The organism is 'Camptotheca acuminata' phytoplasma (assembly GCF_041276565.1).
Classification (GTDB): domain Bacteria; phylum Bacillota_I; class Bacilli_A; order Acholeplasmatales; family Acholeplasmataceae; genus Phytoplasma.
Genome location: NZ_JBGGGR010000053.1, coordinates 14,689 through 29,300 on the forward strand (window position 1 = coordinate 14,689; position 14,612 = coordinate 29,300).

16 protein-coding genes and 3 pseudogenes are annotated in these 14,612 nt (G+C 23.4%); 7 read left to right on the forward strand and 12 right to left on the reverse strand.

Annotated elements, in window-relative coordinates; genetic code table 11:
* Nucleotides 1–159 precede the first annotated feature (159 nt).
* From AB6A63_RS02610 to AB6A63_RS02650, 9 genes and pseudogenes are all read right to left on the reverse strand, one after another.
* The gene (locus AB6A63_RS02610) at nucleotides 160–336 is read right to left on the reverse strand and encodes a hypothetical protein (protein ID WP_370431121.1); all 177 of its coding nucleotides are present in this window, start codon (nucleotides 334–336) and stop codon (nucleotides 160–162) included.
* A 16-nt stretch (nucleotides 337–352) separates the two neighbouring features.
* On the reverse strand, nucleotides 353–541 hold the full coding sequence (locus AB6A63_RS02615) for a hypothetical protein (protein ID WP_370431137.1): 189 nt from the start codon (nucleotides 539–541) through the stop codon (nucleotides 353–355).
* Nucleotides 542–929: 388 nt separating this feature from the next.
* Nucleotides 930–1,418 (reverse strand): annotated as a pseudogene (locus tag AB6A63_RS02620) (N-6 DNA methylase); the annotation flags it as partial.
* A gap of 42 nt (nucleotides 1,419–1,460) precedes the next feature.
* Nucleotides 1,461–1,877 (reverse strand): hypothetical protein, encoded by a 417-nt coding sequence (locus tag AB6A63_RS02625; protein WP_370431122.1) that lies wholly within the window; start codon nucleotides 1,875–1,877, stop codon nucleotides 1,461–1,463.
* Between the two features lie 71 nt (nucleotides 1,878–1,948).
* Nucleotides 1,949–2,194: a hypothetical protein gene (locus tag AB6A63_RS02630; protein WP_370431123.1), complete on the reverse strand. Its 246-nt coding sequence runs from the start codon at nucleotides 2,192–2,194 to the stop codon at nucleotides 1,949–1,951.
* A 60-nt stretch (nucleotides 2,195–2,254) separates the two neighbouring features.
* Nucleotides 2,255–2,848 carry a hypothetical protein gene (locus AB6A63_RS02635; protein WP_370431124.1) on the reverse strand — a complete coding sequence of 198 codons (594 nt, stop codon included), beginning with the start codon at nucleotides 2,846–2,848 and terminating at the stop codon, nucleotides 2,255–2,257.
* Nucleotides 2,808–3,122, reverse strand: coding sequence for a type I restriction endonuclease (locus tag AB6A63_RS02640; RefSeq protein WP_370431125.1), 315 nt, complete (start codon nucleotides 3,120–3,122; stop codon nucleotides 2,808–2,810). The genes AB6A63_RS02635 and AB6A63_RS02640 overlap by 41 nt, the downstream gene beginning before the upstream one ends.
* A 5-nt stretch (nucleotides 3,123–3,127) precedes the next feature.
* A complete protein-coding gene (locus AB6A63_RS02645) occupies nucleotides 3,128–3,394 on the reverse strand; it encodes a hypothetical protein (protein WP_370431126.1) in 267 nt (88 codons plus the stop codon).
* Nucleotides 3,395–3,462: 68 nt separating this feature from the next.
* On the reverse strand, nucleotides 3,463–4,512 hold the full coding sequence (locus AB6A63_RS02650; protein WP_370431127.1) for a DUF2130 domain-containing protein: 1,050 nt from the start codon (nucleotides 4,510–4,512) through the stop codon (nucleotides 3,463–3,465).
* A gap of 372 nt (nucleotides 4,513–4,884) precedes the next feature.
* Here AB6A63_RS02650 and AB6A63_RS02655 point away from each other — a divergent pair.
* Nucleotides 4,885–5,226: pseudogene (locus AB6A63_RS02655) on the forward strand (restriction endonuclease subunit S); the annotation flags it as partial.
* Nucleotides 5,227–5,537: 311 nt separating this feature from the next.
* On the opposite strand, the gene AB6A63_RS02660 reads toward AB6A63_RS02655, so the two are convergent.
* The 3 genes from AB6A63_RS02660 to AB6A63_RS02670 all read right to left on the reverse strand — a co-directional run bounded on the left by AB6A63_RS02660 (nucleotide 5,538) and on the right by AB6A63_RS02670 (nucleotide 6,929).
* Nucleotides 5,538–5,741: a hypothetical protein gene (locus AB6A63_RS02660; protein WP_370431128.1), complete on the reverse strand. Its 204-nt coding sequence runs from the start codon at nucleotides 5,739–5,741 to the stop codon at nucleotides 5,538–5,540.
* Between the two features lie 122 nt (nucleotides 5,742–5,863).
* Complete coding sequence (locus tag AB6A63_RS02665) at nucleotides 5,864–6,523, reverse strand: hypothetical protein (protein ID WP_370431129.1); 660 nt, start codon at nucleotides 6,521–6,523, stop codon at nucleotides 5,864–5,866.
* On the reverse strand, nucleotides 6,438–6,929 hold the full coding sequence (locus AB6A63_RS02670) for a hypothetical protein (RefSeq protein WP_370431130.1): 492 nt from the start codon (nucleotides 6,927–6,929) through the stop codon (nucleotides 6,438–6,440). The genes AB6A63_RS02665 and AB6A63_RS02670 overlap by 86 nt, the downstream gene beginning before the upstream one ends.
* Nucleotides 6,930–7,356: 427 nt before the next feature.
* On the opposite strand from AB6A63_RS02670, the gene AB6A63_RS02675 reads away from it, so the two are divergent.
* The 6 genes and pseudogenes from AB6A63_RS02675 to AB6A63_RS02700 form a co-directional block, all read left to right on the forward strand.
* On the forward strand, nucleotides 7,357–8,283 hold the full coding sequence (locus AB6A63_RS02675) for an ABC transporter ATP-binding protein (RefSeq protein ID WP_370431131.1): 927 nt from the start codon (nucleotides 7,357–7,359) through the stop codon (nucleotides 8,281–8,283).
* A gap of 125 nt (nucleotides 8,284–8,408) precedes the next feature.
* Nucleotides 8,409–8,879, forward strand: a complete 471-nt coding sequence (locus AB6A63_RS02680; protein WP_370431132.1) for a hypothetical protein — start codon at nucleotides 8,409–8,411, stop codon at nucleotides 8,877–8,879.
* Nucleotides 8,880–9,111: 232 nt separating this feature from the next.
* On the forward strand, nucleotides 9,112–10,212 hold the full coding sequence (gene ychF, locus AB6A63_RS02685) for a redox-regulated ATPase YchF (RefSeq protein WP_370431133.1): 1,101 nt from the start codon (nucleotides 9,112–9,114) through the stop codon (nucleotides 10,210–10,212).
* Nucleotides 10,213–10,342: 130 nt separating this feature from the next.
* Entirely contained in the window at nucleotides 10,343–13,096 is a 2,754-nt protein-coding gene (gene ileS / locus AB6A63_RS02690; RefSeq protein WP_370431134.1) for an isoleucine--tRNA ligase, read from the forward strand.
* A 268-nt stretch (nucleotides 13,097–13,364) separates the two neighbouring features.
* A complete protein-coding gene (locus tag AB6A63_RS02695; RefSeq protein ID WP_370431135.1) occupies nucleotides 13,365–14,267 on the forward strand; it encodes a tyrosine recombinase in 903 nt (300 codons plus the stop codon).
* Between the two features lie 50 nt (nucleotides 14,268–14,317).
* Nucleotides 14,318–14,612 (forward strand): annotated as a pseudogene (locus AB6A63_RS02700) (DNA polymerase III subunit delta); the annotation flags it as partial.

Here is a 14,612-nt window from a genome sequence, read left to right on the forward strand (position 1 = left end):
TTGCCTTTATCTACAAATTTATTTACTCCATTATTTTTTTGCTATAACTTATCAAAGGAATATTGCCTTTTGTTAAATCGCTAGTGGCTTCTTTACCTATCTCCAATTTAACGATAATATCTTGAATATTAAAAAATTTCCATTTTTGATTTTTTAAATTTAATTTTTGACTATAATATGATATTTAAAACTAGGAGTTTCAACATTATAATGAGGTATTTTTTTGTTGATTTCATCTAAATTAGGAACTAAAAAATCTTTAAATGTTTTATTGGCTTTTCTTCCATAAGAATATTTATATTTATTAGCTTTTAAATATACACAATAAATCAACATTTGCTCATCGGATAATTCATTTTTGGGTTTTTAAAAAAAATAAATCTCTGCCGCTGTAATAAGGTTTTTTTTGTAAAAAAGCTTCACAAATAGAACCATTTGCGCTAAAAGAAATGGTATTCGGAGGGTTAGGAGAAATTTCATTTATTATTTTAACATAAGCAGATACTCCGTTATTTTGAGATGTACAAGAAACAAAAGGAATTCCTTTTTTTTGTCTAGTGTCATAGCGTTAAGTTCTAAAATAAATCTGATAATTTAATTAATTTCATCATATTTCTCATTTACAAAATTCAAAGCAATAAAATTCTTTCATTTTTTTAATAAAATCTTGTTCAGTTAAAGTATTGTAATTAGTTTTCATATACGTTTCAGCACACCATTCATCTTCTGCTTTTACTTTGTGAGTAACAGATAAACCCGGAATATTTTTATGATTTTTATAAGTTTCTAACCATTTTTCTTGAATACCGCTCCATAAATTTTTTTGATCTATCCGACCTTTATTTTTACCGTGAACATATCCATCATCTTTAAAATACCCAAAAAAGTTTCTTTATTAGAAATATCATGAGGTTTATGAGCGGTCAAAACTAAAATACAAGAAAACTACACCCACTGGATGAAATAAATTGGTCAGGCATCAAAAAAACAGCTTCTAAAGTATGTTTATTCAACAAACGACGTCTTAATTCGGCTATTCCTTTTTTATTACCGACTACCGTGGACATTTGACAAATTGCGACTCCCTTGCCATTAATATCAATTAATTCTAAAGCATTTTCTATAAACTTTAACTGATCTTCTTTATTTTTATGATAAGGAGGGTTTAAAAAAGCAACATTAGGTTTTTGTTTTTTAACTTCGTTTTTTAATTTTTGGTCGAAACAATCACCATGATAAATTTGACTTTTGCCATCTCCTCGCATCATCATATTTGAACAAGCATGAGTAAACATATCTTCTTTTATTTCGATTCCTATCAATTGATTTTTTTTGATTTCTTGTTTTTTTGAATTATTACCGTTTCCTATTTTATCTACCATATAATTCATAGCTGCAATCAAAAACCCTCCTGTCCCACAACATGGATCTTAAAACAATAATATCTTCAGTAAGTTCGGCTATTTGGTAAAAAAATTAGTAATATGAGGAGGAGTTAATACTAATCCTAAACTAGCTTCTTTTCCTACATATTTAATAAATTGAGTATAAAAACGCCCCAAAATATCAAATTTCTTTTCATTGACAAAAGGCAAAATATCTTCTTTAAATTTATTAATAAAATCTTGTAACATAGTATTATTAATTTGTTGTTGATTTTTAGTAATTTTATCATCAATTAATATTTTTTTATGTTGTAGTTTTTTATATTCTGATAAAATAATGTTTATTTTTGAATCATCCAACTTGTTTTCAGTTAATACTCTGTGACAAGCTGTATATAAGTGATTTAAAAGTTCTTTATTATTTTTGTTTGTATACTCTTTATATGTTTTGAGAAATAATTTATCTTGTAAAGCTACCAAAATTATACTCACGAATGTACATCTTTCTGTTTCAGAAATTTTATAATTATGCAATTCTTCATTGTACTCAATAGCTTTTTTAATTAATTTGTCTTCTGATATTGGATGCTTTTTTTTCGATTAATTTTTCGATTTCTACTAAACTTATAAAAAGAATTTAGGTCTTGAATATGCGAATAATGCAAATTATTTTGTAACCAAAGAAAAAAATCAATTTTCATCTCTTTAGGATTTTCTCCGCTAACTCCAATTGAAATTACATTAAAATCATCTTTTAAATAATCAGTATATAATAAAGTTCCATCAAATAAAGGTCTTTTAGTCATCATTTTAAATCACCTCCTTTGTTGGTATTTTCCTTAGTTCGAGTTGGCTTTTCTTCTGGTTTGTTAGAATCGAAATTTAGGGTCTTCTTGTGTGATTTTTGGAGTGTAAGCTTGAATGATTAAATTGTTTGCTTTTTCTAATTCTTCGATTTTATCTAAAACTTTGATTCTCGCTTCTAATTTGGTTCTTTCGTCTTGTTGAAGAATATAACCTTGATTATCTAACTCTTGTGTTTTGTTAATATTTTCTAATTTTTCTAAAATTGTTTTTTTATCCATACCTTCTAAGATAGTCCCTATAAAAGCGGCTTTTATATTAGAAGCTTGAATTTCGTGAGGTTCGTTATTTTCATTTCTGGAAATAACAAAAGATGATACTGATGATTTTAAAAGGTTTTCTAACGTTCTATATGCTTTTTTGAATTCTTCTTTTTTTGATAATAAATCTAACGAAGGATTTAAAACTTTCTTAAAATATTCTAATGCTTCTTCATTGAAAGGATTTTGTCTTTGTTTTATCATAAAATTTAATTGTTGATTTCTAACATTGGCATTGCCGGCGACGAATTCAACACGATATGTAAATCTTGATTTAATGGCGTCTTCTAGTTGTTCTTCATAATTCTTTTTGATTTGAAACAACAAAAAATTGAACATAATTAAATAAAGTTTTGAAATTGGGAACATAACTGTTTTTTATTTGTTCAAAAGCTTCAGAAATTTTAACATCCATATTCTTTAATTCAATAAGAACCAAAGGCAAACCATTAATCAACAATACAATATCATAACGTTTAAATTTTTTAAAATTTTTTGGTCGAACTACTTGTATTTGATTAATAACTTGAAATTTATTAGTTGAATAATCATAAGAATTAAAAAGTTTTAAAGATATTTGGTTTTTGTTTTGTTCATTTTTAATAACAATCACATCTCTTAATTTTTGAGAATATCCAAAAAACCTTTTGAATCTCTTGAATAAAATGTATTCGCAAATAATTCTCTTGTTAATTCATCAAATTGAGACTCAGTTAAAGGTTTATTTTTTAAAACGTTAGCATTTAATTTTTCAATTTGTATTTTGAAGTTATCAAGTAACTGTTTTTCATTAATTGAACCTAAATTTTCATAACCAATTTTACTTAAATATTCTATCCATTCTTTTTCAAAACATTTTTCTTTTTGTTGATTTTTTTGTTGCATTTTATCTTTTCACCTTTCTATTTTTATTTATATTAATCAAATTTTTTTATTAAATATATTTATTTAATTTATTGTATTTGCTCAGTTATCTTTTGAATTTTAAAATTATTTATTTTATTTATTATTGTTTGAAAATGAACTTCTTGGATATTCTTAATTTTTTTTTGAATTTTTTCGGTATATTCTAAAATATTATTTCCTGCCTTTATAATTAAAGCGTTTTCTTCTGATATTTGGCTTAAATTCTTTTTTACTTTTTCAATAGAGTTATTTAAAATTTCATTTTTCATTTGTTCGAAAAGATTTAAAATGTTTTTTTGATTTTCAAATTTTAATTCTTCTATTTTATTTTTAACAATTAATTCTTTGTATTTGTTAGCTAAAGCTGTGATAATACTTAAAAAAGTAGTTAAATAAGGAGGTCTTACAATATACATTTTGTCATATTCCTTCACTTTTTTAATTGGCAAATCATTCTCTTGTTCCCATTCTAGTTCGCTGACTAAAATCGCAAATTCAAGATTTTTATTTTTTCTATCTGTATCTAATTTTTTAAAATGTTGTTCGTTTTTTTGTTTTTTAGCTCTATTTTCGTTTTTTATTTCTGTCTTCATTTCTAACATAGCGGATGTTAATATTTCAGTTTCTAATTTATTTTCGTTTAGATATACTTTATAAATATAATCTCCTTTATGTCCTTGTTCTTCTTTGTTATCTTTGAACCAATCTACATAATCTAAAATAAACATTTGGTGTTGTTCTACTTCGTTGTTGCACCATTTTTCTAATTCTTCGCCCAATAATTTAATATTATCAAAACGTTCTCTTTTTAATTTTTTAATTTCTTCTTCTTTGTCTCTTATTTGAGTATCAAATATATTTTTTTGTTTTTGAATTTCGATTTTCAAATTATTAACTTGGTCTTTATAAAGGTTTTCTAATTGAAGTTTTTCCTTTTCCCAGTTTTGTTTCATTTCTTGCAACTTATCTATTTGAATTAATTCTATCCAATCGATTTCACATTTTTGGAGATTGATTGTGTCGTTTGCATCGGCTGGTTCTTGTATGATTAATTCATATTTATTTTGAGGATTAATCTTTGCTTTTATATTTTTCATTTAAACCTACAATTATATTTTTTCCAAAAGAAAAATTACTTATTAATTTGAATATAATAACATAAAATTTTTAAAATTTCAATTAAAAAACACAAATAAATACTCGTAAATACAATTCTTTTTAAATAAAAAAATATTTTGTCTGTCTTAATCTCAAAGATGCCCCCTTTGAGATTTCCAGAGTTCAAAGGAGAACAAAAAGAATATAGATTAAAAGCATTAGTTGAAATAAAAAAAAGGTCAACAACTAAATAAAACTACATTTATAACTAATGGACAATATTATGTCATAAATGGTGGCGTAAATCCTTCTGGTTTTTATGACCAATTTAATACTTCAAAAAATACTATTACCATTAGTCACAAGGCGGTAGTGTTGGTTATGTTTTTTATCATAAAAAACCTTTTTGGTGTGGTGCTCATGCATTTAAATTAACTAATTCTTCAAATCATATTTTGAATTATCTTTATTTATATCATTATTTAAAAAAACACGAAAAAGAATTAGCTATGTTAGGTCAAGGAACAGGTTTAAAAAATATTTCTCACATTTCTTTAGCAAATTTTAAAATTAAATTAATTTCAGATATTAAAGAACAAGAAAAAATCGCTCAATTTTTAAGTTTATTAGATGAAAAAATAGAATCAGAAACAGTTATATTAAATAATTATGAAAAACAAAAAAAATATTTTTTACAAAATATGTTGGTTTAAATAATGAAAATATATTTAGATTAACAATTTTTTTATCTCTTGATGGTTTTGTATTATTTTAAGTATCTTTAATCACAATTGCCTATTGAAATGAATAATTAAATTATTTTTCAAAAATTTATTCTATTTTAAAAATTAAACTTAATTAGAAAACAAAATAATTTTTATATTTATCTTAAGTTCGTTTTAAAAAATAACTAAAAAATATATTACAAATCTATTAAATGAATTTTTAATAGATACAATTATTGAAAAGACAAAAAGACAATATATAAAAATCGAATCAAATATAAATCATATTATTTAAAAAATTATAAATAAATGTAATATTTTTGATAAACATCCTTTACGATTCGTTTTTTAACTATATGTTTAATCAACAAAGGAACAACAATAAAAGGAGTTAATAAAAAAATTAATGTTAAAGGCAATAAAATAAAAATAGGATTTATATTACTTAAAAAAGATTTTATTGTTTTATATAAAATAGTTATCAATAAAGGTAATAAAATCAAATTAAAAGCTGTTTCAGTAGTTAATTCCGATTACCAAACTTTGATAAGTATCTATTTGTAAAATTTTAGCCAAATCAGATTTATTTATACCTATTTTTGTAAATTATAAAAATGTTTTTTATTTAATAATGTTTTTTATTTAATATTGACGTATGTTTGATTTCTAATCTATGCCAAAAAGAAAAAAATAAAAATGTTACAGGCAAGAGAACCAATAATATTAAGAAAGATAACAAGCAAACAAAAAAAATACTTGGAGAATAAAAAAAATAGATAATAAAAAAAGTTGTGATAGCAAATAAAGTTTTATAAAGACATGATATTAACGGAGCACGAAAACGAAGTAAAAAAGTAGCTAAAAATTTCAATTCAAAAGGTAATGGACAAAAATCAAATAAAAACCAAGATAAAGATTTGGTTAATTCATCAGATAGATGATGTGATTTTTTTAAATATAATTGTTTAGTTTCTTCAAAATTAAAATAATTATTTAACGGGATAGTTTTGATTTGGTTATGATAATTTATTGTTTTATTGATTTGAAAACCATTTTTTTGAATTATCAACTGCTTTTCTATTAATGTATGGATTTCATTAATATCATTCGTAAAGACAATTACTAATTTAGTTTGAGAAAGTTTGTTTAAATGATTAAAAAATGTTTTTTTAGTTTTAGTGTTACTATTTTGTGCTGGTTCAAAAGCAACAATAATGTGACAATTTTTCAACATTAAAATCGCTAAAATCAATTTTTGTTTTTGTTCGTTGTTTAATTTCTTCAACCAAGCTATCTAATTCTATTTCTTCTAATAAATCAACTTCTTTGAAAATTTCTTTAATTTGTTTAGTATTAAAATTTTGATTTTGGATTTCTAAATAAATTTCAATATTACTTTTGACACCTAACTCATCAATTAAAAAAAATTCTTCAGAAGACAAAACACCCAAGACAAAATTATAATAAAAAGCGATGTCGCTGTGAGTAAACAATTGAGTGTTTTTTTGGCTTATCCAAAGGTATCCCGATGTCTGTTTTTTTTGATAAGTCAAAAAATCAAATAAAATTTTTTTGCTTCTTCTATCTCCTGTTATAACAAATAATCCTTTTTCAGGAAATCCAAAAGATAAGTTTTTTAAAATAACTTCTTGATTATTATCATAACAAGATAAATTTTCTAGCTTTAACATAATTTTAACTCCATTTGGTTGCTTGTTTTTTATTTAATCATTCTTGAACAGAACAACAAGAAAATACTTTGTAAGTTTCATTTTTGATTCAAAAAACTTAATTTTTTGAAAAAAATCAAAATTATTTATTAATTATTTTCATGTTAACATAAAAAAAAGCGTTTTTTAAACCAAAATAAAAAAATTATTTTTTTTGTTTACATTTGTTTTTTTGTGTTATATTAAAAGTATTAATAAGTAATTTTGGATTTTTTAGTTTTCGCAATATCCAAAATAATTTATGATTAACTCATTTTTTTATTTCAGTTTTTTAGAGCAAATAAGAAATATTGTTTTCTTTAAAAAGTAAAAAAAGTTCTCTATCTTTTATATTTTTTAATACAAATTTATAAATTAAAAATTTAAAAGGACACATTAAGTTCGCAATATGTTTACAATTAAAAATTTAAGAAAAAATTATGTTTCTAAATCAGTTGTTTCTCGTGCTTTACAAGATATTTCTTTTAAATTACCTGATGTAGGCATGTGCTTTATTGTTGGTAAATCTGGTTCAGGTAAATCTACTTTACTCAATTTATTAACTGGGATGGATAAACAAAGCGAAGGAACTATTAAATTATCAGATCGAATTATTACTGATTTTTCTCAAAAAAAATTAGATGATTATCTTAATGGTATGATTGGTTATATTTTTCAAGAATTTAATCTTTTGGAAGATTTAAATGTTTTACAAAATATCGTTTTACATTTGGAACTACAAAAACAAAAACCAGATATGGTTGTTGTAGAAAATTTATTAAAACAAATAGTTCTTAACCTTAGTTTTTCAACTAGGAAAATAAATCAGTTGTCTGGTGGTCAAAAACAAAGGATCGCCATCGCTAGAGCTTTAATAAAAAATCCTAAGATTATTATAGCGGATGAACCAACAGGAAATCTGGATAGCCAAACTACTACTCAAGTTTTTGATTTATTAAAAGAGTTAGCACAAAATAAATTAATTATTGTAGTTTCTCATGATATGGAAAGTTCTTATAAATACGCTGGTCGAATTATTAGTTTAAAAGATGGTAAAATTGAATCTGATTTACAATGTCTGCCAGAAAATAAAATATCTAAAAAAGACAAACAAATCTTTAAAGAAGGCCAAGTTGTGACGGCTGATATGATGAAAACTTATCAAGAACAACTTCAAAAAAATCCTTTGGAAGAAAATTTTATTTCTACCGATGAAAAAGTAAGTTATTGCCTACTAAAATTCCTTTTAATTCTTTTTCATCTCGTCTTTCTTTTAAATTTACTTTTAAAACAGCTCTTCAAAGTTTCAAGAGCAAGAAATTTTTTCTTTTTTTAGCTACTTTGGTTACTACTATTGTTGCTATGTTTTTGTCATTTTCAGGTTTTAGAAATTTAATTTTAACATTTAAAGGAATTGTTCCTAAATTAGAACAAATAAAAAATAATATTCCAGAATAGAAAATGGGTATTTTAAGAGCTTTAGGAGCTAATAGTCTCACTATTAGTAAAATTTTTATTTTTGAAATTTTCATTTTTGTTATTGCACAAACTCTTTTAGTCTTTTTTATGTATTTTTTAGTTGTCTTTTTCATTTTTCCAACTTTTACATTCGATTTAAGTCCTATTTTGTTTCAAACTTTCAAAATGAGTGAAATACCAAATTTTTCTTCATGGGAAAAAATTTTTGTTAATATCGACGATTTTACAAAAGTGGGATTTGACGAAATGCTTGATCCTCAAAAGAATTCTGAGATAACAAATATTTCTCGATGGTTAATGTTTCCACAGTTATCATTTCATCCTTTCATAAGAAACCTTTTAATGAATTTATTTATTTTTGTTTATATTTTTATTATTTCTGTTAGTTTTACTTCTTTTATTATTTACAAGTGGTCTTTTAAAAAACCAGTTGATATTATTAATGATAAATAATTATTTTTTTAAAAAATATCATTTTTCAAATGGTATTTTTTTTATTTTCGCTATAAAAATATTTTTAACAAAAATTTAGATCAAAAATTAAATTAAAATATATTTGGATGTTTTTTATTTTTTTACAAGGACAAATTTATTATAAAAATATAAAATATATGTTAAAATTTTTATACAGTCTTTATATGGTATAATAATTTAATTATTTTGAGAAGGTTAAGAAAAAAAAATTGTGAAAGTCGGAATTATCGGATTACCAAATGTTGGAAAATCAACTTTATTTAACGCTATAACTAATATGAATGTTTTAGAAGCTAATTACCCTTTCGCTACTATTCAACCTAATGTGGGAGTCGCATCTGTTGATGATGAACGTTTACATTTTTTAGCGAAACTCTTTCAATCACAAAAAGTTGTTAAAACACAAATTCAATTTATAGATATTGCAGGTTTAGTTAAAAACGCTTCCAAAGGCGAAGGTTTAGGGAATAAATTTTTAGGAAATATTAGAGATGTGGACGCTATTTGTCACGTTGTTAAATGTTTCGAAAATCCTAATATCATGCATGTTAACGAAAAAGTTAACCCTACAGAAGAAAGCGATATTATTGAAACAGAATTGATTCTTTCTGATTTAGAACAAATTGAAAAACGTTTAGCGAAATTAAATAAACAAAAAAAAAGTCTTAAAGAACAAGAATTTTTAGAAGAATCTGAATTATTAAATAAAATCAAAATAAGTTTAGAAAATAATACTATTTCTTCCATCAATTTAAATTCTCACGAATCTAAAATTATCAAAAATTTTAACTTATTGTCTTTAAAACCTATGATTTATATATGTAATTTTCAAGAAAAAGATTTGTTAAATTTAAAAGATAATTTATTTTTTCAACAAATGAAATTATATAGCGAAAGCCAAAACAGAAAAATCATTCCTGTTTGTATTTTATTAGAAAAAGAAATATCTATTTTAAGCGAAGAAGAACAACAAAATTTTTTAAAAATTTATAATTTAAAACAAAATGCTTTACAAGAGATTATTCAAAGTAGTTATAATCTTTTAGGATTACAAACTTTTTTTACCGCAGGCAAAACAGAAACAAAAGCTTGGTCTTTTTTAAAAAATATGACAGCTCCTGAATGTGGTAGAATTATTCATAGTGATTTTGAAAGAGGTTTTATTAAAGTAGAAGTTTGCAATTATGAAGATTTATTTCAATTTCAAAGTGTAGCTAAAGCTAAAGAAAACGGAAAAATAAGATTAGAAGGAAAAAATTATTTAGTTCAAGATGGAGACATTATTATTTTTCATTTTAATGTTACTAAATAATTTTTTTATAATTTTATTATTAGATTCAAATATTTTAAAATTATAAATTTTTTGTAATGAAAAATAAAATAATATCAAAAACTAAAAATGATAAATTGTTTATTTTTATAAAACAAGAAGGCGAAAAAATATGATAAAAAAAAATTATAAAGATACTTTAGATATGCCTGTAACAGATTTCCCCATGAGGGGCAATTTGAGTCAAAAAGAAAACGAAATAGAAGGTCATTGGGATAGTATTGGTTTATATTCTCAAGTTTTAAATCAAAACAAAAATAATCTTTCTTTTGTTTTTCATGATGGTCCTCCTTATGCGAATGGTAACATTCATATTGGGCATGCTTTAAATAAAATTTTAAAAGATTTTATTATACGTTTTAAAACAATGCAAGGTTATTATTCTCCTTATGTTCCTGGTTGGGATTGCCACGGACTTCCTATCGAAACAGCTGTGTTAAAAAAATTTCCTAAAAGTAAATTAACTTCTCCACAGGTATTCAAAGAAGAATCAAAAAATATAGCTTTGGGATTCATGGAAAAACAAAAAAAAATGTTTCAAAGATTAGGGATTTTAGGCCAATGGGACAAACCTTATTTGACTTTAGATAATTCTTTTGTGGCTGATGAAATTCGTATTTTTGGAAAAATGATCGCTAATAATTTAATTTTTAAAAAATTAAAACCTGTTTATTGGTCTCCTTATTTAGAATCTGTTTTAGCAGAATCTGAAATAGAACACAAAAATAAAGAATCTTTTTCAATTTTTTTTCTTTTTCCTGTTTTAACTCAAGGTTTATTTCAAAATGCTCAATTAATAATTTGGACTACGACACCTTGGACTTTACCCGCTAATGTGGCTGTTTGTGTTAATCCAGAAAAAGATTATCAATTGATTCAAGTAAAAAACAATAGATATATCGTCGGTGCTTCTGTTTTAGAAAATTTGAAAAAAAAATTTAATTGGGAACAAGTAAAAATTATTAAACAATTTAAAGGAGACACAATTAAAGGTTTAGAATACGAAAATAAATTGTTCGAACATAAAGGAAAAGTAGTTTTAGATACTTTCGTTTCAGATAAAGAAGGAACAGGATTAGTTCATATAGCACCAGGTCATGGTCTTGATGATTTTTTATTAAGTGAAAAATATAATTTAGATATTTTGTTAGCTGTTAATAAAAAAGGTTTTATGAACGAAAACGCTCAAAAATATCAAAATATATTTTATGACGAAGCGAATATCTCTATTATCGATGATTTAAAAAACAATAATTTATTAATGTTATCTGAAAAAATAACACATTCTTATCCACACGACGAAAGAACTAGAAGACCAGTTATTTTTTTAGCTATCCCACAATGGTTTTTAAACATTGATAAAATTAAAGATCAATTATTATCAGAAATTAAAAATGTTGAATGGTTTCCTAAATGGGGCGAAATCAAAATGTTTAATATGATTAAAGATCGAAAAGAATGGGTTATTAGTCGTCAAAGAGTTTGGGGAACTCCAATTCCTATTTTTTATACAGAAAATAACGAACCTATTTTAGATCATTTAGTTATTGAACATGTAGCCGATTTATTCGAAAAACATGGTAAAAATATTTGGTTTGAATGGGACGCTTCACAATTATTACCTCCTAATTATCGTCATTACAAAAGTCCTAACAATATTTTCACGAAAGAAAAAGATATTATAGATGTTTGGTTTGATTCTGGAACTTCTTATAGCGTTTTCAAAAAAATGTTTCCTAATTTAGATTCCGCTGATGTTTATTTAGAAGGAGCTGATCAATATCGTGGTTGGTTCAATTCTTCTTTAATAACTTCAATAGCAACTTTCCAAAAGGCTCCTTATAAAAAAGTTATTACGCATGGTTTTGTTTTAGATGGTTCAGGTCAAAAAATGAGCAAATCATTAAATAATGTTGTTGATCCTTTACAAATCATTAAACAAAAAGGAGCGGATATTTTAAGATTATGGGTTGCTAGCGTTAATTATAATATTGATGTGAGATTAGACAAAGCTATTTTAGAACAAATAGAAGAAAAATATAAAAAAATAAGAAATACTTTTCGTTTTATGTTGGGGAATTTAAATAATTTTGATCCTTCTCAAGAAAAATATATTCCTTTTTCTGAAAGAACATTATTTCATCAATTATTTTTTTTAGAATTCCAAAATATTTTTTCACAAGTTATTAAATTTTATGAAGATTATAATTTTGAAAAAATAATGAGTTTATTATATCCTTTTATCGTGAATAAAATGAGTGCTTTTTATCTTGATTACGGAAAAGATATTTTGTATATCGAAAAACCAAATAATAAAGAGAAAAATATTATTCAATCTAATATATATGATATTTTAATTTCTTGTTTAAAAATATTAACTCCTATTATTCCTCATACAACTTCTGAAATCTATCAATATTTAAATTCTATGGAGAAAAAAGCAGATATTTATTTAGAACATATTCCTTCTCAAGAAGAAATTCAAAAACAAATGATGGATTTCCAATTTCAACAACAAAACTTTTCACAAATAGAAAATGATTATAAATTATTTTTTGTTTTGAGAGAAAAAGCGCTCAAACAATTAGAAGAAGCTAGAAGAGACAAAACAATTAATAAATCTTTACAAGCGAAAATTATTTTAAAATTACCACGAGAATATATCCAAATGTTAGAAAATTTAGAAATCAAAAGTAAATTACATCAATTATTTATTGTTTCTAAAATGGAAATCATAAGCGATACTAATTTAGATATGGAAATTGTACAAATTTCAGGTCATTCATGTCCGAGATGTTGGAACGTAATAGAAAATAAAAATCCAGATGATTTATGTCATCGTTGTGAAAATTTTTTTAAAAAATAAAATAGATTTCTGTCATACTAGATAAATTAATTATATTTTTTTATTTTTTAAAAATCATCACCTTCATTTTTTGATTTACTTTTTGTGTCATATATTTATTTAATTCAATTTTTTAAAAATAAATAATTATAACTAAATTAATATCTTTTATTTTTCAAAAGAATTTTATTTTTGGTTGAGGTTATTTATTTTTTTTAATTATTATAATTTCGAGTTATTTTGTTTTCTATTTATAAATTAGAGTTGAAAGAAAGTTTAAATTTTTGGAATGAAAAATTTTATATTAAATTTTGAATCATATCTTAAAAATGAATTATTATTATCTAGTAATACAATTACATCTTATTTAAGTGACATTCGACAATATTTAAATTTTATCACTGTGGATTTAAAAATAGAACATCCTAAACAAATAACTCAAAAAGATATTTCTTTGTTTTTAGAAAATATTAGCATGGTATATCAAATCAGCAGTACCAGCTTAGCACGTAAAATTATCGTAATCAAAAAATTTCATAATTTTTTGATTTTAGAAAAAGAAATATATTATAATCCCGCTTTTATTTTAAAAACACCGAAAATAACAAAAAAATTACCTTCTGTTTTATCTTCACAAGAAGTTTTTCATTTTTTAAAATGTATTTCGGATAAAAATACGGTCATTTCTTTGAGAAATAAAGCTTTATTCGAATTAATTTATGGCTCAGGTTTAAGAATATCTGAAATTTTAAATTTAAAATTATCAGATATATACGAAAAACAATCTTATATTATCGTCACAGGAAAAGGTTCTAAAGAAAGAGTTGTTCCAGTTACTCTTTATTCTTTAAAAATATTAAAAAAATATTTACAAAAAGGTCGTGGTACACTTTTAAAAAATAAAAAAAGTGTTTGGGTTTTTTTAAATAATCAAGGAGAAAGTTTATCACGTCAAGGTTGTTTTAAAATTTTTAAAAAAATAGCTAAAAAAGCTAATTTAAATATTAAATGTTCACCTCATACCTTAAGACATTCTTTCGCTACTCATTTATTAGAAAATGGCATAGATTTACGTACACTACAAAATATTTTAGGCCATAAAGATATTTCGACAACCCAAATTTACACTCATATCAGTCAAAAATATTTAAAAAAAGTTTATTTTCAATATCATCCTCGTATTTTAAAATAATTTTTGTTATTTTTTTATAAACACATAAAATACATAGTAAGGAGTTTATTTTGGAGCTTAATCATAATTTAAATTTATTACTTAATTATCAGAAGTTTTTTATTGAAGAAGAAAAAAAAGAAATCAAAAAAATTTGTCAAATAAAAAATTATCAGTTTTTATTTTTTTCTCTTGACGAAAATAATTACATTCAGGAAACCAAAAAAATCGCTCAAGAATTATTTACCGGTTCTTTTTTTTATGAAAAAAAAGTTCTTTTTATCGAAAATCTTTCTTTAGTTTTTTCAAAAAAAAATATAAAATTTGATTTTATAATAGATTTCTTCACTAAACCCAATGAAAATA